20 protein-coding genes are annotated in these 26,066 nt (G+C 71.9%); 10 read left to right on the forward strand and 10 right to left on the reverse strand.

What is annotated here, in order from left to right:
- The first annotated feature begins 41 nt into the window (after window positions 1–41).
- Genes mvk through EDF31_RS14525 form a run of 5 tightly spaced genes read left to right on the forward strand, consistent with a single transcriptional unit; the run spans window position 42 to window position 5,355 of the window.
- Window positions 42–1,037 carry a mevalonate kinase gene (gene mvk, locus EDF31_RS14505; RefSeq protein WP_131846619.1) on the forward strand — a complete coding sequence of 332 codons (996 nt, stop codon included), beginning with the start codon at window positions 42–44 and terminating at the stop codon, window positions 1,035–1,037.
- Window positions 1,037–2,062, forward strand: a complete 1,026-nt coding sequence (gene mvaD / locus EDF31_RS14510; RefSeq protein ID WP_243650068.1) for a diphosphomevalonate decarboxylase — start codon at window positions 1,037–1,039, stop codon at window positions 2,060–2,062. The genes mvk and mvaD overlap by 1 nt, the downstream gene beginning before the upstream one ends.
- Window positions 2,059–3,141: a phosphomevalonate kinase gene (locus EDF31_RS14515; RefSeq protein WP_131846621.1), complete on the forward strand. Its 1,083-nt coding sequence runs from the start codon at window positions 2,059–2,061 to the stop codon at window positions 3,139–3,141. The genes mvaD and EDF31_RS14515 overlap by 4 nt, the downstream gene beginning before the upstream one ends.
- Window positions 3,134–4,198 (forward strand): hydroxymethylglutaryl-CoA reductase, encoded by a 1,065-nt coding sequence (locus EDF31_RS14520; protein ID WP_131846622.1) that lies wholly within the window; start codon window positions 3,134–3,136, stop codon window positions 4,196–4,198. Before EDF31_RS14515 ends, EDF31_RS14520 begins: the two co-directional genes overlap by 8 nt.
- The gene (locus EDF31_RS14525) at window positions 4,195–5,355 is read left to right on the forward strand and encodes a hydroxymethylglutaryl-CoA synthase (RefSeq protein ID WP_131846623.1); all 1,161 of its coding nucleotides are present in this window, start codon (window positions 4,195–4,197) and stop codon (window positions 5,353–5,355) included. Before EDF31_RS14520 ends, EDF31_RS14525 begins: the two co-directional genes overlap by 4 nt.
- Before the next feature lie 133 nt (window positions 5,356–5,488).
- Here EDF31_RS14525 and EDF31_RS14530 read toward each other — a convergent pair whose 3' ends face one another.
- Together EDF31_RS14530 and EDF31_RS14535 are read right to left on the reverse strand one after the other, a co-directional pair.
- On the reverse strand, window positions 5,489–6,472 hold the full coding sequence (locus tag EDF31_RS14530; protein ID WP_131846624.1) for an SRPBCC family protein: 984 nt from the start codon (window positions 6,470–6,472) through the stop codon (window positions 5,489–5,491).
- Entirely contained in the window at window positions 6,472–6,816 is a 345-nt protein-coding gene (locus EDF31_RS14535) for a metalloregulator ArsR/SmtB family transcription factor (protein ID WP_123291783.1), read from the reverse strand. The genes EDF31_RS14530 and EDF31_RS14535 overlap by 1 nt, the downstream gene beginning before the upstream one ends.
- 158 nt (window positions 6,817–6,974) lie before the next feature.
- Between EDF31_RS14535 and EDF31_RS14540 the strand changes: the two genes are divergently transcribed.
- From EDF31_RS14540 to EDF31_RS14555, 4 genes are read left to right on the forward strand one after another with little or no spacing between them, the layout of a single operon-like run.
- Window positions 6,975–7,364 carry a hypothetical protein gene (locus tag EDF31_RS14540; protein ID WP_123938427.1) on the forward strand — a complete coding sequence of 130 codons (390 nt, stop codon included), beginning with the start codon at window positions 6,975–6,977 and terminating at the stop codon, window positions 7,362–7,364.
- The gene (locus EDF31_RS14545) at window positions 7,364–8,269 is read left to right on the forward strand and encodes a hypothetical protein (RefSeq protein WP_131846625.1); all 906 of its coding nucleotides are present in this window, start codon (window positions 7,364–7,366) and stop codon (window positions 8,267–8,269) included. The genes EDF31_RS14540 and EDF31_RS14545 overlap by 1 nt, the downstream gene beginning before the upstream one ends.
- Before the next feature lie 4 nt (window positions 8,270–8,273).
- Complete coding sequence (locus EDF31_RS14550) at window positions 8,274–9,485, forward strand: alpha/beta fold hydrolase (protein WP_131846626.1); 1,212 nt, start codon at window positions 8,274–8,276, stop codon at window positions 9,483–9,485.
- A gap of 8 nt (window positions 9,486–9,493) precedes the next feature.
- Window positions 9,494–9,889: an ATP-dependent DNA ligase gene (locus EDF31_RS14555; RefSeq protein WP_131846627.1), complete on the forward strand. Its 396-nt coding sequence runs from the start codon at window positions 9,494–9,496 to the stop codon at window positions 9,887–9,889.
- A 398-nt stretch (window positions 9,890–10,287) separates the two neighbouring features.
- On the opposite strand, the gene EDF31_RS14560 is transcribed toward EDF31_RS14555, so the two are convergent.
- The 3 genes from EDF31_RS14560 to EDF31_RS14570 form a co-directional block, all read right to left on the reverse strand.
- Window positions 10,288–12,078, reverse strand: coding sequence for a sulfite reductase subunit alpha (locus EDF31_RS14560; RefSeq protein ID WP_131846628.1), 1,791 nt, complete (start codon window positions 12,076–12,078; stop codon window positions 10,288–10,290).
- A complete protein-coding gene (locus EDF31_RS14565; RefSeq protein WP_131846629.1) occupies window positions 12,075–17,642 on the reverse strand; it encodes a glutamate synthase-related protein in 5,568 nt (1,855 codons plus the stop codon). Before EDF31_RS14565 ends, EDF31_RS14560 begins: the two co-directional genes overlap by 4 nt.
- A gap of 341 nt (window positions 17,643–17,983) precedes the next feature.
- Window positions 17,984–19,270, reverse strand: a complete 1,287-nt coding sequence (locus tag EDF31_RS14570; RefSeq protein ID WP_243650070.1) for a bifunctional glycosyltransferase family 2/GtrA family protein — start codon at window positions 19,268–19,270, stop codon at window positions 17,984–17,986.
- 131 nt (window positions 19,271–19,401) lie between these two features.
- Between EDF31_RS14570 and EDF31_RS14575 the strand changes: the two genes are divergently transcribed.
- Window positions 19,402–20,232, forward strand: coding sequence for a helix-turn-helix transcriptional regulator (locus EDF31_RS14575; RefSeq protein ID WP_131846631.1), 831 nt, complete (start codon window positions 19,402–19,404; stop codon window positions 20,230–20,232).
- A gap of 39 nt (window positions 20,233–20,271) precedes the next feature.
- Here EDF31_RS14575 and EDF31_RS14580 read toward each other — a convergent pair whose 3' ends face one another.
- From EDF31_RS14580 to EDF31_RS14600, 5 genes are all read right to left on the reverse strand, one after another.
- Window positions 20,272–20,760, reverse strand: a complete 489-nt coding sequence (locus EDF31_RS14580) for a hypothetical protein (protein ID WP_111084734.1) — start codon at window positions 20,758–20,760, stop codon at window positions 20,272–20,274.
- 273 nt (window positions 20,761–21,033) lie between these two features.
- Window positions 21,034–21,303, reverse strand: a complete 270-nt coding sequence (locus EDF31_RS14585) for a hypothetical protein (RefSeq protein WP_131846632.1) — start codon at window positions 21,301–21,303, stop codon at window positions 21,034–21,036.
- Between the two features lie 108 nt (window positions 21,304–21,411).
- Window positions 21,412–23,022: a HAMP domain-containing sensor histidine kinase gene (locus EDF31_RS14590; protein WP_131846633.1), complete on the reverse strand. Its 1,611-nt coding sequence runs from the start codon at window positions 23,020–23,022 to the stop codon at window positions 21,412–21,414.
- Window positions 23,019–23,741, reverse strand: coding sequence for a response regulator transcription factor (locus tag EDF31_RS14595; protein ID WP_131846634.1), 723 nt, complete (start codon window positions 23,739–23,741; stop codon window positions 23,019–23,021). The genes EDF31_RS14590 and EDF31_RS14595 overlap by 4 nt, the downstream gene beginning before the upstream one ends.
- Window positions 23,742–23,776: 35 nt before the next feature.
- Window positions 23,777–25,951 (reverse strand): glycosyltransferase family 39 protein, encoded by a 2,175-nt coding sequence (locus tag EDF31_RS14600; RefSeq protein WP_243650071.1) that lies wholly within the window; start codon window positions 25,949–25,951, stop codon window positions 23,777–23,779.
- Window positions 25,952–26,066: the final 115 nt, after the last annotated feature.

The raw sequence follows: 26,066 nt of genomic DNA on the forward strand, positions 1-26,066 counted from the left end.
CACGTGCTCCGGCCCGGACGGTTAGGCTGACGTGACCCACGATGACCAGCAGCGACCTCGACTCCACCACGACCCCCGGCTCCGGGACCGCGTCGTCCCACGGCAAGACGATCCTGATCGGTGAGCACGCCGTGGTCTACGGCGCACCCGCACTCGTCCTGCCGGTGCTCGACGCCCGGGTCGTCGCGACCGTGAGCCCCGTCACCGCCGGCGTTGACGAGGCCACCGGCACGGTCGTCGGGCACACCCTCGAGTCCACGGTGCACACCGGCCCGCTCGACCTCGCGCCTGCAGCAGTGATGCCGACCGTCACCGCCGTCACCGCGACCCTGCGGCACTTCGGGGTGACCGACCGGCACTTCCACGTCCGGGTCGACAGCGAGGTCCCGACCGCCCGGGGCATGGGGTCGAGCGCAGCGGTCGCCGCCGCCGTGACGGCAGCCGTCGCGGACGCCCTCGGCGAGACCCTCGATGCCGAGACCCACCACGACCTCATCCAGGAGTGCGAGCGGGTCGCCCACGGCCGTCCGTCGGGACTCGACGCCCGCGGTGTCGTCGCCGCGGTGCCGGTCTGGTTCGAGGGCGGCCGCATCGAGCCCGTCGCCCTCGGGGCCCGCTTCACCTTCGTCGTCGCCGACACCGGTGTCCCCGGCCACACCCGGCAGGCGGTCGCGGCGGTGCGGGAACGGCACGACCAGGACCCGGTCGCCGTCGACGCGGTCATCGACCGGATCGGCGCGCTCGCACGGCAGGCACGGGGGACACTCGAGGCTGGCGACGCACAGGGGCTCGGTGCCACGATGGACGCCGCGCACGACCTGCTCAGCGCACTCGACGTGTCGAGTGCCGACCTGGACCGGCTCGTCGACGCCGCACGTGCTGCGGACGCCCTCGGCGCGAAGCTGACCGGCGGCGGGCGGGGCGGGTGCGTGCTCGCACTCGCCGCGGACGACGACCACGCGGACCGCATCGCGGCCGCACTCCGCGGCGCAGGGGCCGCAGCCACCTGGACCACCACGATCGGAGCCCGCGCTTGATGACCGCCACCGCCGTCGCGCACCCCAACATCGCCCTCGTCAAGTACTGGGGCAAGGCGGACGCTCAGCTCGCGCTGCCCGCCACGGGCAGCGTCTCCATGGGTCTCGACGTGTTCCCGACGACGACGACCGTCACGCTGGACGGCGGGTCCGCCGCCGGCCAGGAGGCCCGTGACCGGTTCACGCTGAACGGTCACGTCGTCGAGGACGGCGCCCTGGTGCGCGTGCAGCAGTTCCTCGACCTCGTGCGGGAGCTCGCCGGCAGCGACGCCCGCGCGTCCGTGGTGTCCGAGAACACCGTGCCGACCGGCGCCGGATTGGCCTCGAGCGCCTCGGGGTTCGCGGCGCTCGCCACCGCGGCCTCGGCGGCGTACGGCCTCGACCTGTCCCCGCGCGACCTGTCCCGCCTGGCCCGACGCGGCTCGGGGTCGGCCACGCGGTCGATCCCCGGCGGCGTCGCCGTGTGGCACGCCGGCGACGACCAGGGGTCCTTCGCCGAGCCGATCCCGGCACCGCCGATGGCCATGGTGGTCGTGACGATCGACGCCGGACCGAAGCCCATCGGTTCGCGCGAGGCGATGCGCCGCACCATCGCCACGTCGCCGTTCTACCCGGCGTGGGTCACGTCGACCACCGAGACCGTCGGCGACATGCTCGACGCGTGCGCAGCCGGCGACTTCACGCGCATCGGCGAGATCACCGAGAGCAACGCGCTGCGCATGCACGCCACGATCGAGGGCGCCTTCCCGCCCATCCGCTACCTCAACGCGCGCAGCGTCGCCGTGTTCGACGCCGTGGGCGAACTCCGCGCCGCCGGGCTCGAGGCCTACGCCACCGCCGACGCCGGCCCGAACGTGGTCGTGCTCTGCCGGCCCGAGGACCGCTCCGCCGTGGCCACCGCGCTGGCGTCGTTCGGCGACGTCATCGAGTCCGGCACCGGACCTGCCGCTCGGGTGCTCCGCTCCGAAGAGATCGGGGTCGCCGCAGCGAGCGACAGCCCCGACCAGAAGGAGTCCGTGCAGTGATCGAGTTCCGCGCCCACGGCAAGCTGTTCGTCGCCGGCGAGTACGCCGTCGTCGAGCCCGGCCAGCCGTCCGTCCTCATCGCCCTCGACCGCGCCATCACGGCACGTGTGTCCGAGGCGCACGGTGCGGGCAGCGTGCACTCGGAGGAGTACGGCCACCTGCCGCTCACGTGGACGCGGGACGAGGACGGCCTCGCCCTCGACCGCGAGCACCACCCCTACGACTACGTGATGGCGACGATCGACCTCGTCGAGAAGCTCCGCGCCGAACGGGGCATCGCGCCGCGGTTCCACGACCTGCGCATCGAGAGCCAGCTCGACGACGCCAGCGGCCGGAAGTTCGGGCTCGGGTCCTCCGCGGCGGTGACCGTCGCCACGGTCGGTGCCCTGGACCGCTTCTACGGGATCGGCCTGACCCAGCGGCAGCGCTTCCAGGTCGCCCTGCTCGCCACCATCCGGGTGAACCCGCGGGCATCCGGCGGCGACCTCGCCGCGAGCACGTTCGGCGGCTGGCTGCGCTACAGCGCCCCGGACCGTGACCGTCTCGCCTCGCTCGTCGACGAACGCCGGGTGACCGACATCCTCACCGACGCCGATGCGTGGGAAGGCTTCGACGTCCAGCGCCTGCCGGCCCCCGAGAACCTGCAGCTCCTGGTCGGCTGGACCGGCTCGCCGGCCTCGACCACGAAGCTCGTCGGCGTCGTGCGTCGACACCGCAACGGCGGGTACCAGGCGTTCCTCGACGAGAGCCGCAGCTGTGTCGACGACCTGACCACGGGCCTCCAGACCGGCGACGCCGAGCAGACGCTCGACGCGCTCCGACGTGCCCGGGTGCTCATGCAGCGCCTCGGCGACTCGGTCGGGTCGAAGATCGAGACCGACCGCCTGGCGACCCTGTGCGACATCGTCGAGGCCGCGGGCGGCGCGGCGAAGCCGTCCGGTGCCGGCGGCGGCGACTGCGGCATCGCGCTCGTCCCGGCGGACATCGACCCCGCCGGCATCCACCGCGCCTGGGAGGCGCACGACATCAGACACCTCAGCGTCGCGGTGCGAGCACCAGAAGGAGCCCTCGATGAGTGACCTGCTCACGCCGATCCCGACCAAGTGGGTCGGACCGATCCGCATCAGCGGCAACGCGGTCCAGGGCGAGCACGAGGTCCCGCTCGCCACGTACGAATCGCCGCTCTGGCCGTCCGTCGGCCGCGGTGCCCGGATCTCGCGCACGGTCGACGACGGCATCGTCGCGACCGTCGTCGACGAGCGCATGACCCGCTCGGTCGTCGTCCGAGCAGCCAGTGCCGCCGCGGCGCACGTCGCTGCGGGGCAGATCCTGGCACGACAGGACGAGCTCGCGGCGCTGGTCGCCGGGCAGAGCCGGTTTGCGAAGCTCATCGAGGTGCACCCCGAGATCGTCGGTGACCTGCTGTTCCTGCGGTTCGCCTTCACGACCGCTGACGCCTCGGGCCACAACATGGTCACGCAGGCGGCGGACAAGCTCCTGCCCGCGATCCTGGCGTGGCAGCCGGGCCTGCGGTACGTGTCCGTGTCGGGCAACTTCTGCACCGACAAGAAGGCCAGCGCGGTGAACGGCATCCGTGGTCGTGGCCGCAACACCATCGCCGAGATCGTGATCCCCGGCGAGATCGTCGAGAAGCGCCTGCGGTCGAGCACCGAACGCATCGTCGAACTGAACATCGCGAAGAACCTCATCGGCTCGACCATCGCCGGGGCGCTCCGCTCCGCGAACGCGCACTACGCGAACATGCTGCTCGGCTTCTACCTGGCCACCGGGCAGGACGCTGCGAACATCGTCGAGGGCTCGCAGGGCATCACGAGTGCCGAGAACCGCGACGGCGACCTGTACTTCGCCACCTCGCTGCCGCACCTGATCGTCGGCACGGTCGGCAACGGCAAGGGCGGGGACCTGCCCGTCGTCGAGGACGCCCTGGTGCGCCTCGGCTGCCGCGAGGACCGCGAGCCCGGTGCGAACGCCCGTCGGCTCGCCGCCCTGTGCGCCGCCACGGTGCTGTGCGGGGAACTCTCGCTCCTCGCCGCCCAGACGAACCCCGGGGAGCTGATGGCCGCGCACGTCGCCATGGAGCGACGGGGTACGAAGCCGGCCGGAGGCGCAGCATGACGCGCATCGGCATCCACGACATCGCCATCGCGACGGGGCACCACGTGCTCGAGCTCGACGACCTGGCCGAGCGCCTCGGCGTCGACCCGGCGAAGTACCACGTCGGCATCGGCCAGGACGCCTTCAGCGTGCCCGCCCCGGACGAGGACATCGTCACGATGGGGGCCGCCGCGGCCAAGGAGGTCATCGACCGCCACGGTGTCGAGGGCATCCGCACCGTGCTGTTCGCCACCGAGTCCGGCGTCGACCAGTCCAAGGCCGCCGGCGTCTTCGTGTACGGGCTGCTCGGCCTGCCGAAGAACGTCCGCGTCGTCGAGCTGAAGCAGGCCTGCTACGGCGGGATGGCCGCCGTGCAGCTCGCCCTCGGCATCATCGCCCGGGCACCGCACGAGCGCGTGCTCGTCATCGCCGCCGACGTCGCCCGCTACGACGTCGACACCGCCGCCGAGCCCACGCAGGGTGCCGGTGCGGCCGCGATCCTGGTGTCCGCCGACCCCGACCTCATCGAGATCGAGCCGGCAGCGGGCGTGTTCACCGCCGACGTCGACGACTTCTGGCGCCCGAACGACCGCTCCACCGCGCTGGTCGACGGCCGCCTGTCCGTCAGCGCCTACGTCGACGCGTTCGTCGGCGCCTGGGACGACCTGGCGGACCAGGGCGGACCGGCGTACGAGGACATCGTGCGCTTCGTCCACCACCAGCCGTTCACGAAGATGGCGCTCAAGGCCCACCGGAAGCTGACGCAGCACGTGGGCGTGCCGTTCGACGAGTCGGAGCTGTTCGTCGGATTCACGTACAACAAGCAGACCGGCAACACGTACACGGCGTCGCTCTGGATCGGGCTCGCCGCGCTCCTCGACCTCGACGAGGACCTGGCGGGTGAGCGCATCGCCCTGTTCAGCTATGGCTCGGGCAGCGTCGGCGAGCTCCTCACCGGCATCGTGCAGCCGTCCTACCGTGACCACCGTCGCGTCGGCCGCGTCCGGCAGCTGCTCTCGGCCCGCGTTCCGCTGACCGTGGACGCGTACCGCGAGCTCCACGCGACCGGCGCCGCGACGAGCGACGACGTCGAGCGTTCGCGCGTCACGGCAGGGCCGTACCGGTTCGCCGGAGTGCGCGGCGGCGCGCGCCACTACGAGGCGACCGCGCAGGCCTGACCCCTCCGCGCAGGCCTGACCCCTCCGCGAAAGCGACAGATCTGTGCGGAACGTTCGCAGGGATCTGTCGCTTCCGCGTGACGGACGGGAGGCCCGTGGCGGCCCCGCCACGGGCCTCCCGTCCGTCCGCTGGTCACGTGGCGGACAGGACCTCGCGTTCCAGACGCTGGTAGCTGGTCTCCATGCCGTCGGTCATGCCGGTGGCCAGGATCACGTCGCGCTGCGTCTGGTCGGGGTAGGTGATGCGCAGCGTCAGCAGGGTGACGCCGTCGGCCTCGTCGAACTGCAGGTCGTTCGTGTTCGGCGGGAACGGCGCACCGGTCATCCGCTCGGTCGACACGATCCGCCGCTCCGGTTCCACGACGAGGTTCTCGCCCTCGAACCCGAACGGCTCGCCCTCGGTGTCACCCGTCGGCGCCCACGCCTGCCGGAACGTGCCACCCGGCGTCAGGTCGTTCTCGTACACCGTCATCTCCCACCCGTCCGGTCCGAGCAACCACTGCCGGACGAGCTCGGGCTCGGTGTGCGCCCGCCACAGCAGGTGGCGTGGTGCTGCGAAGGCCCGCGTGATGCGGACGTGGGTGTCGTCGACGAGCTCGGTGACGGTGCCGTTGCCCAGGGCGTACTCGCGCAGGTCGGCGAGGACGGCGTCGAGCTGTCCGAAGGCCTGCTCGTAGCCCTCGACCATGCCCATGTCCACCATGGTCTCGAGGTCGGCCGTGGACCCGAACGACGACCGGACGGTCACCCGCGACCCGGTTCCGACGGTCTCGAACGACAGGACGGTCTCGCTGGCCGGCAACCCGTCGTCGACCTCGCCGTCGGCGTCGGTGAAGAGGTCGCGGAACACGATGCGGTGTGGCTCGTCGACCTCGGTGACCTGCCAGACCGCGTGGAACCGCTCGCCCTGTGGTGACGTCATCCGGTAGTCGGCGCGGCCGCCGGGCCGCAGGTCGAACGAGGTGAAGGTGGCGGGGAAGCCGGGTGGGCCCCAGAAGCGTTCGAGCTGACGGGGATCGGCGAAGGCGCCCCAGAGGCGCTCGACCGGGACGGGGAACTCGGCGATGAGCGTCAGCGCGAGGGCCTCGGGATCGGTGTGGACGGACGTGGTGGGCATCATTGCTCCTTGTCGGTGTCGAGCAGGGTGTCGAGGCGGTCGAGCCGGCCCCGCCAGAGGTCGCCGTAGGCGTCGAGCAGGTCGCGCACCCGGGCGAGCTGCCCCGGTTCGGCGCGCACGATGCGGGTGCGGCCGCGTGCTTCCTTGCTCACGAGTCCGGCTCCTTCGAGGACGGCGACGTGCTTCTGGACGGCGGCGAACGACATCGAGTACGCGTCCGCGAGGTCACTGACGGACGAGGACCCGACGAGCGTGCGTCGGACGATGTCACGACGGGTCGCGTCGGCCAGTGCGTGGAACACCCGGTCGACCTCGGCGTCGGACAGTGCAATTCGTACAACCATTTGGTTGTACGTTACGACTGTCCACCCTCGTGCGCAAGGGGGACGTGCAGGTAGTCTGTCCGCGGAGATCGAAAGGGGCGATGCCAGTGGGCTCGAGCGCGTCGGACACCGTCAGTGCCCTCGTCGCGACCCTTCCTCCGTCGCCGAGGCTCCCGGACGTGGTCGCCGGGGTCGGTCGGTTCGTCGGCAAGCCGACCCGCGTGGTCGACGTCGACGGTCCGAGCTGGGGGCCGCTCACCGCGCTGGTGTCGCAGTTCGAGCACGAGAACCTCGTCCTGGTGCCGGCCGGCGCCCCCGAGCTGTACCGGATGCACTGCGTCCTGCACGAGCTCGGACACCTCGTGCACGGCGACGCCGGAGCCCCGACCACCACCTCGATCGCCGAGTTCGCCTCGGGCGGGCACGTGTGCCGCCGCGCCCTCGACGGCGACACCGGACTGGTGAGCATCTCGGACGACGACGAGCACTTCGCCGAGCGGTTCGCGTACGAGCTGGCGACCGTGCTGCTCGCCGGCAGCGCGAGCGCGGACGAGCGGGCCTACGGCTGATGGCCGTCCTGCACGCCGCCGCCTTCTGGTGCGCGGCGCTGATCTTCCTCGCCCGCACGCCCTACGTGTTGCGGAACCCACGTGGCCGCGCCGCCTGGGGCGCGACCGGCGTCGGTGCGCTCGGGCTGCTGACACTCGGCAGCGTCGTACCGCAGACCGTGCTCGACGGTGCCCTCGGGGGCACGAACCTCATCAACCTGGTGCAGAACGTGTGTGCCACGGCGGCCTTCTGGCTGATGCTCCGGGCGAGCACGTCCGACCTGCCGAAACGGCCGGGGTTGGCGAGCCCGCTCGCGCTCCTCGTGGTGGTCGTGGCCTTCGCCGTCCCGTTCTTCGCCGTGCGCGACCGGGGCGGCACCGACTTCCACTTCATCGTGCGGGAGATCCACCAGCCGGCGATGTGGCTCTACGGGTCGGTCTACATGGTCGGTGTCGGCGTGATCGCCGCCGCGACGCTCCGGTACGGCGTGCTGCAGAACCCGGTCGCGCTCGTAGTCTTCCAGGTGGGCCTGTCGCTCGTGGTCATCGCGAGCATCGACGAGCTCCTCTCCCTCACCGCCGACCACTTCGGGTGGTTCCCCGCTCCGCTGCGCGACGGACTCCGTCTGGGCTTCGACCCGCCGTTCTACCTGGGCATCGTCCTCATCGTCGTCGCGATGGCGTCCCTGACGTTCCGCCGGTGGTGGCGGGACGTGACGTGTCGTCGGCACCACCGACGGCTCCGCCGCATCGCCCGGCGCCACGAACTGCGCGCCGTCGAACGGGACGGCGACGTGCAGGCACGGACCTACGACCTCGTCATCGCGATCCGCGACGCCGAGGTGCAGGGCCGCACCCTCGACGACGCCGAACTCGCCCAGGTGCGCTCGGCGGAACTGACCCTGACCCGCAGTCTCGGAGGCTGATGCGATGACGATCGTCTGGTGGGTGCTCGGCGTGCTCGTCGTGCTGGCGGCGGCGTTCCTGCTCGTGGTGCGGAAGGTCGTCGGCAAGATCGTGCTGCCCGGCGGCGACCGCTGGACCCCGGTGCTCGAGACGACCGACGACTCGATCCGGCTCCCGATCACCGACGACACCGTGCGCCCGGGGGAGTACGGCCTGTGGCACGACGGTACCGGGCACACCACGGTCGGACCGGTGCTCGACGTCGACGAGGCCGCCGGCACCGTGCGGCGTGCAGTGGTCCGGACGACGGGCGACGTGTCGACACGGGTGCGGTGGAGCGGGCACGTGCACCCGGACCCCGCCGCGATGGACGTCGACTGGGCGGAGGTCGACCTGCCGACGCCCGTGGGACCCGCGCCGGCCTGGGTCATCCGGCCCGGTGGCCCCGAGGCCGAGCTCGCGCGGGCCACCGCAGACGCGCCCGGCGCCGACGCGCCTGGCGCCGACGCGCCCGCCACCGACGCGCCCGCCGCGACCTGGGCTGTCCACGTGCACGGCATCCGCACCACCCGCGTGACGGCGCTCCGGACCGTGCCGGCGGCGCTCGAGGCCGGCTGGACCTCGATCGTCCCGTCGTTCCGCGGCGACGGCGAAGCACCCTGGCAGGGCCGCGCCTCGCACCTCGGCGCCCGCGAGTGGCCCGACGTCGAGGCCGCACTCGACCACGCCGTCGCGAACGGCGCCGAACGGCTCGTCATCGTGGGGTGGTCGATGGGCGCGACGATCACCCACGAGCTGCTCGCGCGGTCGGCGCACCGCGACCGGTTCGTCGGACTGGTCCTCGTCTCGCCGGCGCTCGACTGGGCGACGACGGTGCGCTCCCAGGCCGGTCGTGCCGGGCTCCCCGGGTTCGTCGTCGGTGCCGCGCTCCGGGCGATGGCGCTGCCGCTCGTGTGCCGTCTCGTCGGGCTCCGTTCACCCGTGGACGTCCGCGCGCTCTCCTGGTTGCACGCGCCGCGGAGCCTGCCGCCGACCCTGCTCATCCACTCGTCGGGGGACACCACCGTGCCGTTCGCCGTCAGTAGGGAGTTCGCCGACGCGCACCCCGACACCGTGACATTGGCGGTGAGTGAGCCCGCCGAGCACGCCTGGGAGCGGAACGTCGACGCCGTCTGGTTCGACACCACGATCACGACCTGGGCGAGATCGCTCGACCACACCGGCACCATGGAGTAGAAGGGGCCATGGGTCAGCTCATCTACGACGGCCAGCCGCTCGACCTCCGCATCGACGACCGCGCCATGACACACCTGCAGATCGTGATCGTGAACATGCTCCGGCGTGATCACCGGTTCGCGTTCTCGTGGAAGGACGACGTCGTCCACGGCAACGGCCGCAGCACGATCTGGTTGAACCCCAACGTCGGCCTGCACTTCAAGTTCTCCGGCAGCCGGGTGCCGTCGATCAACCGCAGTTGGCTCGAGGACCTCTACGCCTCGGCCACGTCCGGGTCGGGGCTCGTCCTGACGCCGGAGCCGCCGGACACGAGCACGGCGGCCGACTCGGCGTGGTCGCGGGCGATCGCACCGGGGGACGCCGACGACGCTTCGGGGACACCGAGCGGTAGCACGGCTGAGTGATTCCCGTCAACGGGTTCCGAAGATCCGCCGATCGTCGTAGCGTTTCTGTACCGCGGATCAGAGTCGTCCCTTCGGGCCGGCATCCAGGGAGCCGGTGACGGCAACGAACCGCGGCAGGAGGGGGACCCGAATGACCGTGACGCAGTGCGCGCCCGGCGCCGACCAACCATCGGCGATCGAGTGGCGAGCACGACGAGAGTCCCGGATCAGGAGACTCGTCGTCCAGGAAGCCGGGTCATCGCACCCGGGTCCTTGCGTCACGCCACTGGGCTCGTCGGTCAGGCCTCACTGACCGGCACCCTTCCACAGGACGCCCCGGCAGTCGGATTCGGGTTCCGCTACCGGGGCGTTCTGCTGCCCGGGCGTTCTACTGCCCGGATCGGGCGGGCGCTGCTGGCTCAGTAGACGTCGCGGACGTACCGCTTCGTGCGGCGCAGGTCGGCCAGGTACGACAGCGCGTCGTCCTCGTCGCGGCCGCGGCCGGTGCGGATGACGTCGAGCAGCGCGGCCTCGACGTCCTTCGCCATCCGCGAGGCGTCGCCGCACACGTACACGTGGCCGCCGTCCTCGAGCCAGGCGAACAGCTCGGCGGACTGCTCGCGCATCCGGGTCTGCACGTAGACCTTCTCGGCCTGGTCGCGTGAGAACGCCAGGTCGAGGCGGTTCAGCACGCCCTGCTCCTGCAGCTCGGTGAGCTCGTCCTGGTAGACGAAGTCGGTATCGCGGTGCTGGTCGCCGAAGAACAGCCAGTTGCGCCCCGTCGCACCGGCCGCGGCCCGCTCGTGCAGGAACCCGCGGAACGGGGCGATGCCGGTGCCCGGACCGATCATGATCATCGGTGCGGACGCGTCGGCCGGCACGCCGAACGACGCGTTCGGCTGCAGGTAGACGTCGACCGTACCGTCGGGGTCGACCCGGTCCGCCAGGAACGTCGACGCGACACCGGCGTACATCCGGTGCGGGTCGCCGTACCGGACGGACGCGATGGTCAGGTGGATGCGGTCCGGGTGCGCCAGTGGGCTCGACGAGATCGAGTACTGGCGTGCCTGCAACGGGCGCAGGTTCGGCAGCAGCTCGTCGAGTCCGGGAGCGGCCGGTCCGGCGTCGCGCAGCAGGTCGAGGACGTCACGGCCCCACAGCCAGCGGTCCAGTTCGTGCTTGTCGCCGTGCGAGACGACCGCGGCGAGTTCGCTCGCCGGGGCGCGCTGCACGAGGTCCGCGATGAGGTCCTTCGACGGCGTGCGGACCTCGCGGTCGCTCCGCAGCACCTCAGTGATCGGTCGGCCGTCGAGCGCCTCGCCGCCGTTCGCGCCGACCTGCTCGAGCAGCTCCGCGACGAAGACCTCGTCGTTGACCGGCACGACCGCCAGGGCATCGCCGGCGGCGTACTCGATGCCGGAGTCGCCGAGGTCGAACTCGTAGTGCCGGATCTCCTTCGCGCTGCGCGGCGAGGAGAGCAGGCGGTTCTCGGCCAGTCGCGACGGGTACGGGTTGCGCTTGTTCCACTGCGACCCCGGCCGGGAGGCACGACCCGCGCCCGCCCCGCCGGTCGCGGTGGCACCGCCGTCGGCACCACTGCCCGTGGTCGCGCCGGGTGCGCCCGTCGCGCCGGCCTCGGCAGCGAGCCGGTCGAGCACGGCGGCGCTCCAGAGTGCGGCGGCGTCCTCGAAGTCGACGTCGCAGTCCACGCGGTCGTGCACCCGGGTCGCGCCGAGCTGCTCGAAGCGGGTGTCGAGGAGCTTGCCGGCCTGGCAGAACTCGTCGTAGCTGGTGTCCCCGAGGCCGAGGACGGCGTACTGCAGCCCCTCGAGCCGCGGCACGGTGGACGCCTGGACCGCCTCCCAGAACAGACCGGCGTTGTCGGGCATCTCGCCCTCGCCGTACGTCGAGGTGACGACGAGCACGTGGGTCATCCCGGCGAGCTGCTCCGGGGTGACGGCGTCGAGTGCAGCGGCACGGCCACCGAGCCCGCGGGCCTTCGCCCCGGCGACGAGCTCGTCGGCCAGGAACTCCGCGTTGCCGGTCTGCGTGCCGAACAGCACGTCGATCGTCGTCGTGGGGGCGGCGCCGGACGCCTTCTTGCCGGCGGCGGCGATGCCCGCGATGAACCCGGCCAGCCAGGACTCCTGGGCAGCCGAGAACGGTGCGTCGACGGGGATCAGCGATCCGGTCGGGGGGAGCAGGCTCACGCGGACACCGCCTCGGTCGGCGCCTGGGGTGCACGGCGGGCGATGTCCTCGAGCGCCGCGGTGGCGAGCAGCTCGTCGAAGCGGGCCTCGCGGACGCGGCCGTCGTTCTTGGCGTTCTGGTGCATGATCCACCCCGTGGTGCCCGGTGCGTCCATGCTGCGGTTGTTCCGCTGCGTGAGCGCACGCTTGTAGTCGTCGAGCCGCTTGATCGCGATGAGCGTCGCGAGCTGGTCGTCCGCGAACCGGTCGAGCGTGCCGCGCAGGTACTTCACGACGCGCTGCTTCACGGAGAAGTCCTCGGTCAGGACGAGGTTCTTCACCGCTTCGGTGACGCGGGGGTCGTTCGGACCCGCACCGGGGACGCGCTCGAGGGCGACGTCCTGGGCGACACCGAGCACCGTGTACGACGACAGCAGCGAGAACATGTCGTCGCCCTGGTCGCCGAGGGCCGGGGCCCGGCCGTCGAGGACGGTGCGCTGGTCGCGGTAGTCGACCTTGAACGCACGGAGCTTGTCCGTGGCGATCGAGGACGCGAGCTCGTCGAGCAGCTCGGAGCGGGTGGCCGCCGCGAGGATCTCGCCGGCGTCCTGCGAGAGCAGCAGGGCGCGCGGCATGCCGACGAAGACGTGCTGCCGGGTGGTCTCCCAGTCGGCGAGCAGCCGCTCGGCCAGCGCCGACCCGGTCGCCTCGAGATGCCACTCGAGCAGCAGGCGCGCGCCGGCCTCGTGGAACGCGCCGCGCTCGGTGTCGGTGACGGGGAACACGAGGAGCGAGTCGGTGCTGGCGCGCTGGGCGACCTGACCGGACGGGTCGTACTGGTACAGGAACCCGCCGGACATGCCGTTGCCGAGCCCCTTGCCGAACGCGCCGAGGTTGAACACGGCGCCGCCCGTCATGTACTCGCACCCGAAGTCGCCGACGCCCTCGACCACGGCCGTGGCGCCGGAGTTGCGCACGGCGAAGCGGTCTCCGGCCTCGCCCTCGACGAACGTGCGGCCGCCGGTGGCCCCGAAGAGCGCGAAGTTGCCGATCAGGACGTTCCCGCCCTGGTCGGCACTGCCGCCGCCCGGAGCGCGGACGATGATCCGACCGCCGCTCTGGCTCTTGCCGACGCCGTCGTTCGCGGTGCCGGTGTGCTCGAGCACGATGCCGTCGTTGTTGAACACGCCGTACGACTGACCAGCCGAGCCCTGGGTGCGGATCGTGACCGCACCGTCGACCAGCCGGCGGCGCCCGCGGCCGTCGGTCGCCACGGCGGGCAGCCCCTGGACGTCCTCGGCGCGGAGCTCGTGGTTGAGCAGGCGCTCGACGTCGATGCCGAGCTGACCGCCGACGGACTTGTCGCTGTTGCCGAGCAGGACCCCGTGCACGAGCACGTGCTCCTGGGCGTGGTCGACCAGCGCCGTGCGGATGCGCTCGAGCAGCGCGTCGTCGGTGTGGAAGTCCTTCTCCAGGTACTCCGGGTCCGTCACGACCTTCTCCGGCACCTGCGCGAGCAGGGCGCGGGCGTCCAGACGCCCGACGCTCGCCGGGTGGTCGAGGAGCTGCAGCAGGTCCGTGCGACCCCGTGCCTCGCGCAGCGAGCGCAGACCGAGGCGAGCGAGGATCTGCCGGACGTCGTGGGCGATGTTGAGCAGGTACTGCGCGAGTGCACGCGGGTCGCCCTCGAACGCCTCGGCGTTCGTGGTGAGGCCGGCCGGGCACTTCACGTTGCAGTTCTTCGCCATGACGCAGCCGAGCATCATGAGCGCGGTCGTGCCGAACTCGAAGCTGTCGCCGCCGAGCAGGGCGCTCGTCACGACGTCGGAGCCGGTCTGGTGCGCGCCCGAGCACCGGAGCGTGACCTTGGAGCGTAGGCCGTTCGCGACGAGGGCCTGGTGGACCTCGGCGACACCGATCTCCGCCGAACGTCCCGCGTACTTCAGGCTCGTGACGGCCGCGGCACCGGTGCCACCGGTGTTGCCCGCGACGTTGATGACGTCCGCGCCGGCCTTGGCGACGCCGACCGCGATGGTGCCGATGCCCTCGGAGGACACGAGCTTCACGATCACCCGGACACGGGCGGCCTTGCAGTCGTGGATGAGCTGCGCCAGGTCCTCGATCGAGTACGTGTCGTGGTGCGGCGGCGGCGAGATGAGCTCGACGCCGGGCGTGCCACCACGGGCCGCGGCGATGTCGACCGTGACCTTCGGCGCGGGCAGCTGACCGCCCTCGCCCGGCTTCGCGCCCTGACCGATCTTGATCTCGAGTTCCTCGAGCATGGGGTCGGCGAGGTAGCCCGCCCAGATGCCGAAGCGACCCGAGGCGAACTGCTTGATCCGCGAGCCGCGGATGGTGCCGTAGCGGGAGTGGTGCTCGCCGCCCTCGCCGCTGTTCGACATGCCGCCGACCATGTTCGTGCCGTGCGCCACCGCCTCGTGCGCGGTGGCGACGAGGGCGCCGTGGCTCATCGCGCCGGACGCCAGGGTCCGGGTGATCTCGTGCGCCGGCTGGACCTCGTCGAGCTCGACGCTGTCGGGCGCGCTCTCGAGCAGGGCGAGCAGCCCGACGGCCGCGCCGGTGGCGCGGAGCGTCACCTGGGTGGCGTCGACGGAGTCGACGTCGACCTGGCCCGGGTACAGCAGCGCGAGGCCGTCTGCCAGGGCCGCGTGGCGCAGTGCACCCGTCGTGCCCGTCGACGCGAGCTGCAGGCGGAACTGCTCCGTGCCTCCCGGGAGCTCGTCGGAGAACGCCGGACGCGAGCCGGACAGCCCGCGCACGGTGACGCTGGCGTTGCCGGTCGTCGAGAACCGACCCAGCTCGCGGGCGAAGTCCGAGGCTTCGTCGATGCCGGTGACGTCCGCGGGCAGGGCGAGCACGTCGCGGAGCGCAGCCGGGCGGCGCGACCGTTCGTCGTGCGTGGTCTGCAGGAACGTGACGTAGCCCGGCGTGATCCGGTGCTGGTCGATCTCGGTGTCACTGAGGCGGTCGTAGCCGGTGTTGCGGTACGCCGCGTCGGTGATGCCGAAGGAGTCGTCGAGCTGGCCGAGCGTCAGCAGGCGCAGGGCGTCCGAGTCGCCGGAGCGCTCGAAGGCCGGACGCTCCTCGGTCATCCCGCCGAACCCGCGGACGCTCGCGACGCCGAACGAGTGGCCGGCACCGTCCGAGCGCTCCTTGAACAGGCCGAGCAGGGGGACCTGGCCCTCGGCCGCGACCGAGCGGGCACGCTCGTGCCAGTCGGTCGCCGCCTGGGCGATGCGGGCGAAGCCGACGCCGCCCACGGGGGCCTGCATGTGCGGGAACACCCGCGCCAGGACGTCGTCGCCGGTGTCCAGGTAGTTCGGCTCGAAGAACGCGCCACCGATGTAGCTCTCGGCGGTGCACAGGCCGACGCGACCCATGGTCTTCGCGAGCGCCTTCTCGGCGGCCTTGCGGAACTGCTTCAGCGCGAGGTCCGTCGCGGTGAGTTCACCGGCGGGTGCCGGCGCGGCGGGGTACTTCTCCTCGGCACGCAGGCGCGCGCTCAAGCTGTACACAGCCGAGGCGCCGAAGCCGAGGGCCGTCGCCACGTGGTGTGACGATGGCAGCTGACCGCTCTCGGCGACGACGGACACCCGCAGGCGCAGCCCGGTCTCGATGAGCCGCTGGTTCACGGCGGCCACGGCCAGGATCACGGGCAGGGGCGCACGGGTCGACGAGACCTCGCGGTCGGTCAGCACGGCGATGCCGCCGGACGTCCCCGCGAACTGCTCCACGGCGTCGCACAGGGCGTCCACGGCGTCGCGCACGGCGTCGGCGTTCGCCTGCTCGTCGCCGAGCACCGGCACGTAGAGCATGTCGAAGCGCTCGAGCGGCACGATGTCCTGGTCGCGCAGGCGCACCATGTCCAGGTGGCCGAGGATCGGCGACTGCACGACGAGCTGTCGGCTCGTCGAACCCGTGCCGTCCGGCTTCGCGCCGAGCGCCACGCGCATGCTCATGCCGTCGGCTTCTCGGATCGAGTCGAGCGGCGGGTTCGTCACCTGGGCGAAGCGCTGCGAGAAGTACTTCGCCATGCCGCCCTCGGTGTCGCTCAGGGCGTTGATGGCGTTGCCGTAGCCCATCGCCGAGATCCGCTCCGAGCCGTTCTGCAGCATCGGGTCGAGCATGAACCGGAAGCTCTCCTGGTTCAGCGAGTACGCCACGTACCGGCCGGCGAGCGACAAGTCGCCCTCGTAGCCCAGGGTGGTCGTCGTGCGCTCGTAGTCCGGAGCGGGCAGATCGTCGAGGTCCACACGCGCAGCGTCGAGCAGCGTGCCGTAGTCGCGGCGGGCCGCGAGCATGCGCAGCACCTCGTCCGTGCGCATGCGGGTGCCGGTGCGGTGGTCGACGACGAGCATGCCGCCGGCCTCGATGCGGCCGCGGTGCACGACCTCGTCGGCGTCGAACGTGACCTGACCGGCCTCGGACGACACCATCAGGTACTCGGTCGTCTCGACGGTGCGCAGCGGACGCAGCCCCAGGCGGTCCAGGCGCGCGCCGACCACGTCGCCGTCGCTGAAGATCACGGCGGCGGGGCCGTCGTTCTTCTCCTCGTACAGCGAGAAGTACTCGAGCATGTCCCGCACGTCGGCGGTCAGCGTGCGGTCGTTCTCCCACGCCGGCGGCATGAGCGAGACCACGGCCTCGACGATCTCGAGTCCGTCGTCGAACACGCGGCTCTGCAGCGTCTGGTCGAGGCGGCTCGAGTCCGACTGCCCGGGCGGGCGGACGATGCTGCGGGTGCGGGCTCGGGCCAGAGCCTCGTCCGACAGCCGGTTCTTCCGGTCGGTGTTCAGCTCACCGTTGTGCGCCATCAGCCGGAACGGCTGCGCCATCGTCGGGTGCGGCTCGGTGTTCGTCGAGAACCGGGTGTGGAAGTACAGCGTCCGCACCGAGTGACGCGGGTCACGCAGGTCCGTGAAGTACCCGATGACCTCGCCTGAGTTCAGACGGCCCTTCAGGATCTGGGTCCGGGCGCTGAGCGACAGCGGGTACAGGGCCGCGTGCTCGGCGCGCTGCTCGGCGGCCTCGCCGTAGGACACCGACTCGATCGTGAGCAGGGCACGGTTCGCCGCGGCGTCGACCTCGGTGCGGTCCCACTGCTCGGGCGCGCGGAAGACCCACTGCGCGATCGGCAGCTGGTACTGCTCGGCTTCGGGCCGGGCGACGGAGTGGTCCACCGGGACGTCGCGGACGACGAGCAGCTCGAAGCCCTGCTGCTCGATGGCGTCCGTGACGGTCTGCCGCGCACGGGCGCGCTCGGCGTCCGCCGCCGCACCTGCGCCGCTCGGCACGAAGCAGTTCGCGACACCGAAGTGACCGGCGCGGAGCTCCTGGCCGGTGATGGCGCTGAAGAACTCCACCGACAGGTCGATGCTCACACCGGCGCCGTCACCGACACCCTCGGCTGACTTGCCGCCGCGGTGGGGGATGGCGCAGAGCGCTTCGTCACCCTTGCGGATGACGTCGTGGTGGGGCGTGCCGTCGAGTCGGGTGATGAAACCGACGCCGCAGTCGCTCGATTCGCGGGCAGGGTCGTAGAGACCGAAAGATGTGGGGTTCACGTGTGCGGGTCCAGTGGGGCGTTGCCGGCAGCGGACGGCCAGGCTGCATCGATGGAGCGCTCGCCGCGGGCAGACCGGTGTTGGCAGTCGGGCCCTGTGGGGTTGTGGTGCGGTACGGCGATGCTACGGCGCGGTATACCGCCCACGCAACACCGCGGGTCCGGGCGTGTGATGGTGTCGCACCGTGCGCGCCTGTCCGGCTGGTGCGAGGTTGCCCGCTCGGTGCGCTGTTGTTGCGCTGCACGGAGCATGCAACCTCGCACGGGATGGGCCACACCGCACGGTGCGACGGGCCGCGCGGGCCGAACGACCCCGCACCGAGTGGCCAGCCCCGCACGGTGTCAGGCCGCGCGCTCGCCGGTCCGTTCGTCGACGGTGATCGGCTCCGTCACCGCCGTGCTGGCGTCGGCGGCGGGGGTCGTGCCGGGGCGGATGAGCTCCGGGCGACGGCGGCCGCTGCGGAACACCCACGCCTTGAACAGCACGAACCGGACGCAGGTCGCGACCAGGTTGGCGGCCGTCAACACCAGGATCTCGGCACCGTGCGACGCTCCCGGCACGCTGCTGTGCAGCACGACCAGCGACCCCGACGTGATCGCCCACGCGATGCCGAACACGACCAGCCCCTGCACGTGGTGCCGTCCCGCCCCGGCCCGCCCGCGGAGGCCGAACGTGAACCGCCGGTTCAGTGCGGTGTTGCCGATCGCCGTCAGCAACAGGGCGGTGAAGTCCGCCGTCTGCGCCCCGATCGCCGGACGGAACAGTGCGTACAGCACCGCGAACGCGACGGTCGACAGCACCCCGATGGCGCCGAAGCGCAGCACCTGCCCGAGGAACCCGACGTGCGGTGGCGTGAACGGACGGCGGCCGATGGTCTCGTACACGGCACCCACCGGCACCCGCCCGCTGGCGATGCCCCGCGAGACGCGCCACATGCCCTTGAGGTCCTCGGTGGCCGTCGAGGCGATCTGCACGGATGAGTTCACGTCGTCGACCCAGTCCACCGGGACCTCGTGGATGCGCAGTCCCGCGTGCTCGGCGAGGACGAGCATCTCGGTGTCGAAGAACCACGCGTCGTCCTCGCACAGCGGCAGCAGCTGGTCGGCCGCCCGTTTCGTGACCGCCTTGAACCCGCACTGCGCGTCCGAGAACGACACCCCCATCGTCGTGCGGAGCAGCAGGTTGTACGAGCGGGAGATGAACTCGCGCTTGCTGCCCCGAACCACCCGCGACGAGTCCGCCAACCGCGTGCCGATCGCCAGGTCGGAGTGCCCGGAGAGCAGCGGCGCCACGAGCGGCTCGAGTGCCGCGAGGTCCGTCGACAGGTCCTCGTCGACGTACACGAGCACGGTCGCCGGAGATGCACCCCACACGGCCTTGAGCGCCCGCCCACGACCCTTCTCGGGCAGGTGGACCGCGTGCACGCCGGGCAGCATGGCGGCCAGGTCGTCGGCGATCCGCGCGGTGTCGTCGGTCGAGGCGTTGTCGGCGATCGTGATCCGCCAGGTGTGGTGCAACGACGTCCGGCAGAACGTGTGCAGGCGTCGCACGTGGGCCGCAAGCGTGTCCTGCTCGTTGTAGCAGGGGACGACGATGTCGATGTCGAGGGTCTGGTTCGTCTCCGTCATGCCGCTCATGCTCGGCAGCGGGCACATGCGGACCGAGGCAGTGCGCTGTGCTCCCGGTAAGAACGGCGTTCGGCGACCGTTCACGTCACGGTCGAACACGACAGGTGTCGCGCGGATACGGTCGACGGACGATGACGACCGAGCGCGACGACGCACACCGATCGGCGGTGCTGCTCCCGGGGGAGCGGCTCGGCCTGGCGCTCGACGAGCGGTGTCCGGAGTTCGAGGAGCTCCTGCTCACCCCTCCGCTGCACGGCATCCGACCGGACGGCCACGACTGGCTGCGACGCCGGTACGCCGAGATCGTCCCGCTCGTGCTCCCGGCCGCGCTGCGTGCCGTGGAGCGCGGTGAACCCGTCGACCGCGAGTGCCTCGCCCAGCTGCGCGCGGTGGCGGCCGCGAGCGCGGAGGACCCCCGCGTCGACGTGTCGGTCGTGCTCCGCGGGGCCCTGCCGGCGATCCGGGTCTTCGCCCTCGTCATGCACACGGCCACCCGCGACCACGCCGTCACGCTCGACCACGCCGGGCGGACGATGCTCGCGATGAGCCGCGCCTCGCTCGTCGCCCACGAACTCGGCTCGTGCTGGGCCGAGGCCTGGGCCCAACAGCGACGGCGATCGGCGGGCGAGTCCGCGGCGGCGGTCACCACCGGGGAGATCGACCTCGTCGCCCGTGCGCCCGGCCTCGACGAGACCGAGGAGCAGATGCTCGCGCTCGCCGCGCAGGGGCTCTCCAACGACGAGATCGCGAAGGAGACGGCCTACAGTCGCCAGGCCGTCGCGTGGCACCTCGGACGGCTGATGAAGTCGTGGAAGGCGCCGAACCGGACGGCGCTGGTGTCGGTCGCCTTCGTGAAGGGGTGGATCCGTGCACGGCGCGAGGTCCGCGGTGCAGCACGGACCTGGCCCCCGGCGATCGAGCCCACCGCCGAGCGTCCCGCCACACACGACGACGCCCCCTGAGACCGTGGTCCCCGGGGACGTCGGTGCGGTGCCGGCGGATCAGCCGCCGTTCACGTGGATGACGTTGTCGATGCGTTCGATGTTGCCGAACGCACCCCAGTTCAGCCAGCCGCCGTCGCCGTTGTTCGTGATCGATCCGGGGCCCTTGAACCAGTAGATGACGTAGTTGCCGCCCTTGATGTCGATCGACTGCGCGTCCGCGACGTCGCCGGACACCGTGATGTCCTGGTTCTTGTTGACCACCGCGACGGTGAGGCGGTCGGGGTTGCCGGCGTTCCAGTAGCCGACGTCGAGCGCGGCCTGCACGGCGCCGCCGCGGTCGCTCTGGTCGTTCACGGCGTCCTTGATCGCGTTGACGATCGCGACCGGGTCGAGGTTGACGTTGACGTTGCCGCCGACGGAGGCCGAGGTGCTCGGTGCGGGCTCGGCGGCCTGTGCCGGTGCCGCGACGAACGCCCCGGCGATGACGGCGCCACCGAGTGCGGTGCCGGCGAGGAGCTTGACGGACTTGCGCTTGAACGAGTTCATGATCGTGTTCCCATCTCTGCGGTGGTGACCCGTGTGGGTCGTCCAGCTCGGACAGGACCCAGCCTGCGTCGCCGGGTGCCGGCTTGCACGCGTTCGGCCCGGACGTTGGACGATCGTCTGATGATGCGGACGGTTGCGCCGGGCGCGTGCCATCCTCCGGCGCGGGCCCCATCCGGACGGTTGGGCGCTCGGGTCTTGCGCTTTCCCGGCGAGTTCTGCGGATCAGACGTCGACGACCGTGACGACTGACCCGCAACGAGCACGCGGGTACCGTCAGGGTTGCAGCAGGATCTGCACGACCGCGATGACCGCGAGGACCGCGATCGGCACGCCCGCGATCCACAACCCTGCGCGGACCTGGGTCCGGCGGATCGTCGGCGGCTCGTGGGAACTCCGGGCGAACTCGGTCGCTGCGACGAGCTCCGGTGCGGCCGCCGGCGGTGCAGGTTCGGGCTGCGGACGGTCGTCTTCGAACGCGGGCACTTCGACCACGAGTTCGGACGGGTCCGGGCGGCCCGGCAGCTCGCCGTACTCCTTCGTCATGCGACCAGTATGCGTCGCCGTCGGGGTCGGCGTCCTTGGTGAGCAGCAATGGTCGAGTCGCGCCAGAGGACTCGACCATTTCTGCTCACGGAGCGGGCGAGGCGGACGTCACGAAGCGGGCGCCGGCACCACGTCCGGCAGGTCCACCGTGAACGCCGTCCGACCGGGGCCGGAGGCCACCCGCACGCTCCCGCCGTGCGCCGACACCACGGCCTGCACGATCGCCAGGCCGAGGCCGCTCGTCCCCTGTCCCTGCGCACGGGTCCGCGAGGCCTCACCCCGGGTGAACCGGTAGAACAGGGTCGGGAGGGCTTCCGAGGGGATCGGCGGCCCGTCGTTGGCCACGACGAGGCGAGCGGCCGCACCGGCACCGGACGGCCCCATCCGCTGCAACGACACCACCACCGCGGTCCCGGTCGGGGTGTGCGTCCGGGCGTTCGCGAGCAGGTTCGTCACGATGCGGCGCAGCTGCTCCGCGTCGCCCGTCACGGTCAGCGGGTGGTCGTCGACGATCTGCAGGGTCCACCGGTGCCCGGGCGCGGTGGCCCGGGCGTCCATCGTCGCCTCGACCACGATCGAGGTCAGGTCGACGGGTTCGCGCGCGAGCGGGGACAGCGGAACCCCGGACGCCAGGGCCGTCGCGTCGAGCCGCGCGAGCAGCAGGAGTTCTTCGACGAGGTCCCCCATCCGCACGGCCTCCCGGCCGATCCGGTCGACGTTCCGGTGGATCGCGTCGAGGTCCGACGAGCGCGCGGTCAGCTCGGCGTAGGCCCGGACGGTCGCGATCGGCGTCCGCAGCTCGTGCGAGGCGTCGGCGACGAAGGTCCGCATGCCGGCCTCGGCGTCGCGGCGCACCGTCAGGGCTCGGGCGACGTGCCCGAGCAGCCGGTTCAGTGCGGTACCGACCTGCCCGACCTCGCGGTTCGCGGCGAGGTCGGCGTCGGCGACCCGCACCGGGATGTCGGTGTCGCCGCGTTCGAGGTCGAGGTCGGTCACCCCGGAGGCGACCGCGGCGACGCGTTCGAGCGGTCGGAGGGACCGCCGCACGAGCAGCGCGAGGGCCCACGCTGCGACGACGAGGCCCAGCACCGTGACGATCCCGATGACGAGCAACAGGCGGGCGATGGCGGCGTTCAGGTCACCGAGGGGGAGTGCGGTGACGAACTCGTCGCCGTCGTCCCCGACCGCCTGCACCCGGTAGGTGCCGAGCGAGCCGAGGTCGATCGTCGCCGGGTCGGCGCCGCTGTCGACCGCGGTGAGGGTCTTCCGTTGCGCCGACGACAGCCCGTGCTGGTCGCCGTCGCTGTCGGTGTACCCGCCGAGCACCACGGTGCCGTCGCGGACGATCGCGACGACGGTGCCGGCGGACTGCCCCGGCGCCCCGATGAAGGCGTTGTCTGGATCCGGACGGTCCGACGACGATCCCGACGACGATCCCGACGACGATCCCGACGACGATCCCGACGACGACCCGGGCGGCGGGCCGGTGGGTGCGTCTGCATCGTCCCGGCCACCGACGGTCCGGTTCGCCGCCGTCGACAGCTCCGCGTCGAGGCGGTCGACCAGGTACCCCCGGAACGCGACGACGGTCACCGCTCCGACGACGACGTTCGTCGCGACGAGCAGGAGCGCGACGGCAGCCACGACCCGCCACCGCAACGACGGCACCCGTCCGGCGCGAGTCGGACGGGCCCGGATCGCCTTCGTCGATCGGCTCACGTCGTCGGCCGCAAGACGTACCCTGCCCCGCGCACGGTCTGCAGCATCGGCTCGCGTCCGGCGTCGAGCTTCTTCCGCAGGTACGACACGTACATGTCGACCAGGTTCGACGACGACCCGAAGTCCATGCCCCAGACGCCCGCGAGCAGCTGTTCCCGCGAGAGCACCCGGTTGGCGTTCCGCGCCAGGTGCCGCAGCAGCTCGTACTCGGTCGGTGTGAGCTCGATCGGTTCGCCGGCACGGCTGACGGCGCGGGCGTCCTCGTCGAGGCGGAGGTCACCGACCACCACCTCGGCGCTCCCGCCCGCCGCTGCGACCCGAGCGGAGGTCCGTGCGAGGATCCGCGCCCGGACGAGCAGCTCGTCGATGCCGAAGGGCTTCGTCAGGTAGTCGTCGCCGCCGCCGGTGAGTCCGGCGAGCCGGTCCTCGGGGGCGTCGCGCGCGGTGAGGAAGAGCACACGGACGGAGTCGCGGGAGTCGCGGAGCCGCTCGAGCACCTCGAACCCGTCGATGTCCGGCAGCATCACGTCGAGGACGATGACGTCGGGTTGGAACTCCCGCGCGGCGAACAGGACGTCGCGTCCTCGGTGCACCGCCCGCACGGCCCAGCCGTCCCCCTCGAACGCGAGGGCGACGGCGTCGGCCAGGGCGTGCTCGTCGTCGACGACGAGGGCGCGGACGGGGGTGCCGTCGGTGCGCTGCAGCGGTTGGCCGGTCACGTCCGCGAGCCTATCCACCGCGCCCTCGTCGTCGATCACTTGGCGGTGCTCAGGTCGTAGACGGTCTGCCCGCCGACCGTCGTCGACTCGTAGTTCGCCGCGACCCACTCCTGGATCGCCGATGCGGTGGACGAACCGCCGCCCATGCCACCGCCACCGGAGCCGGAGGAGACGTAGTACCCGATGTCCCCGTCGGCGACGTACGCCTTGAACTGCGCGAGCGTGGGTGCCGGGTCGCTCGACCAGCCACCGATCGCCATGACGGCGGTGTCGGTGTCGAGTTCGAGCTGCGCGGCCGACTGCGATCCGTTGACGGCGGCCGCCCACTTCGCGTCGGACGCCTCGAGCAGCTTCTGCAGGGCCGACGAGGTCGACGCACCTTCGCCACCACCCCCGGTCTGGAGGCCCGTCCCCGACCCACCCTCGGAGGTCGCGTCGTCCGTGCCGTCCTGGCCACTGCCCGGTGCCGTGCCGGACGTGCCGTCCGGCATCTCCGGCGCCTCGCCGGACGCGCCCTCCGGCGGGGTCCCGCCGGGACCCTGCTGGGAGTCGGACGTGCTGTCGGAGCCGCCGTCGTCGGAGCCGGAGGTCGACCCACCCGGTCCGCCCGTGCCTCCCGGGAAGCCACCGGTGCCGCCGCCCATCCCACCGGAGCTGCTGCCCGCCGGACCGACGCTCGGGATCGAACCGGAGTGCGCGACGGTCGTCGTGGCGAGGGCGTAGGCCGTGGTGCCGGTGAGCCCGAACAGGGTGCCCGCGAGGACGCCGACCGTGACTAGCTTGCGGAGCGACGGGACACTGCCGATCACCACGAGCGCTGCGGACAGCAGCCCGCCGGCCAGCATCACCCAGCGGAGCCAGGGCAGCCACGTCGGGTTCTCGTTGAGGAGGCACCAGCCCCAGAAGGCGGTGATGCCGATCATCGCGGCCAGGCCGAGCCGGCCGACGAACCGCGCTCGTGCGTGCCAGAGCAGTGCGCCACCGGTGCCGACGAGCCCGGCGATCGCCGGTGCCAACGCGACCGTGTAGTACGGGTGGATCGTGCCGGACATGTACGAGAACACCAGGCCGGTGACCAGGAGCCAGCCGCCCCACAGGACGAGTCCGGCGCGGGCCGGGTCGGCCAGGTGACGGCGTCCGACGACGACCAGACCGACCACCAGTGCGATGAGCGCTGCGGGCAGGAGCCACGAGATCTCGAGCCCCATCTCGGACGAGAACAGCCGGTTCAGGCCCGTCGAGCCACCGAAGGAACCACCCGCGGTGCCGCCGGTCATGCCGCCGCCTCCGCCGCCGTTGCCCGAGCCGCCGAAGATCCGACCGAGGCCGTTGTAGCCGAACACCAGGTCGAGGACGGTGTTGTTCGTCGAACCGCCGATGTACGGGCGGGACTCGGCCGGCCACAGCCACACGGCGACGACCCACCAGCCGGCCGACACCACGAGGGACCCCGCGGCGATGAGCAGCCCGATGACGCGCTTGCCCCAGGTGGTGCGGGCGGCGAACAGGTAGACGAGGCCGAAGGCCGGCAGGACGAGCAGCCCCTGCAGCATCTTCGTCAGGAACGCGAAGCCGAGGGCGACCCCGGCGAGTGCGATCCACTTCCAGCTGCCCCGCGGCAGCGACCGCACGGTGCAGTACGCGCCGGCGGTCATCAGGAACACGAGCATCGCGTCCGGGTTGTCGAAGCGGAACATCAGGGCCGCCGCCGGAGTGGCCGCGACGACGAAGCCGGCGAGCAGCGCTCCCACGTTCGCGGTGGTGGTGCCGACGCGGGCGAGGGTGCGACGGACCGTGCCCCACACCAGTGCGACGGACCCCACGGCCATGAGCGCCTGGGGGAGCAGCAGACTGAAGCTCGAGAAGCCGAACAGCCGGGCCGACAACACCATCACCCAGAGCGACGCCGGGGGTTTGTCGACCGTGATGAAGTTCGACGAGTCGAGGGAGCCGAAGAAGAACGCCTCCCACGACTTCGTGCCGGCCTGCACGGCGGCGGCGTAGAAGCTGTTGGCGTACCCCGAGACGCTGAGGTCCCAGAGGTACACCACGGCGGTCACGGCGAGGAGCGCCCAGAACGCCGGCCGGAGCCAGCGGGCGTCCTCGCGCTCGCCGAGGAACAGGCGGGCGAGCGGCTTGCGACGCCGATCCTGCGCGTCGGTCTGCGCGGGGCCCCTTCGATCGGTCACGGGTATCGGGTACGTGGTCATGTCGATGAGCATCCGGGGCGTTCCCCGAGCGCGGCACTGCGCCGGCTGTGCGCGGCCTAAGGATGCACGGTGCGAGGTTGGCTGGGGTGGCGCACGCGGGGCTGGCGGGGCTGGG

The organism is Curtobacterium sp. PhB142 (assembly GCF_004341255.1).
Taxonomy (GTDB): domain Bacteria; phylum Actinomycetota; class Actinomycetes; order Actinomycetales; family Microbacteriaceae; genus Curtobacterium.

Bases quoted from the DNA above. Each gene is read 5' to 3' on its own strand.
- mvk (WP_131846619.1), top strand. From the start codon at position 42: ATGACCAGCAGCGACCTCGACTCCACCACGACCCCCGGCTCCGGGACC.
- mvaD (WP_243650068.1), top strand. From the start codon at position 1,037: ATGACCGCCACCGCCGTCGCGCACCCCAACATCGCCCTCGTCAAGTAC.
- EDF31_RS14520 (WP_131846622.1), top strand. From the start codon at position 3,134: ATGAGTGACCTGCTCACGCCGATCCCGACCAAGTGGGTCGGACCGATC.
- EDF31_RS14525 (WP_131846623.1), top strand. From the start codon at position 4,195: ATGACGCGCATCGGCATCCACGACATCGCCATCGCGACGGGGCACCAC.
- EDF31_RS14530 (WP_131846624.1), bottom strand. From the start codon at position 6,472: ATGCCCACCACGTCCGTCCACACCGATCCCGAGGCCCTCGCGCTGACG.
- EDF31_RS14535 (WP_123291783.1), bottom strand. From the start codon at position 6,816: ATGGTTGTACGAATTGCACTGTCCGACGCCGAGGTCGACCGGGTGTTC.
- EDF31_RS14545 (WP_131846625.1), top strand. From the start codon at position 7,364: ATGGCCGTCCTGCACGCCGCCGCCTTCTGGTGCGCGGCGCTGATCTTC.
- EDF31_RS14550 (WP_131846626.1), top strand. From the start codon at position 8,274: ATGACGATCGTCTGGTGGGTGCTCGGCGTGCTCGTCGTGCTGGCGGCG.
- EDF31_RS14555 (WP_131846627.1), top strand. From the start codon at position 9,494: ATGGGTCAGCTCATCTACGACGGCCAGCCGCTCGACCTCCGCATCGAC.
- EDF31_RS14570 (WP_243650070.1), bottom strand. From the start codon at position 19,270: ATGACGGAGACGAACCAGACCCTCGACATCGACATCGTCGTCCCCTGC.
- EDF31_RS14575 (WP_131846631.1), top strand. From the start codon at position 19,402: ATGACGACCGAGCGCGACGACGCACACCGATCGGCGGTGCTGCTCCCG.
- EDF31_RS14580 (WP_111084734.1), bottom strand. From the start codon at position 20,760: ATGAACTCGTTCAAGCGCAAGTCCGTCAAGCTCCTCGCCGGCACCGCA.
- EDF31_RS14585 (WP_131846632.1), bottom strand. From the start codon at position 21,303: ATGACGAAGGAGTACGGCGAGCTGCCGGGCCGCCCGGACCCGTCCGAA.
- EDF31_RS14600 (WP_243650071.1), bottom strand. From the start codon at position 25,951: ATGACCACGTACCCGATACCCGTGACCGATCGAAGGGGCCCCGCGCAG.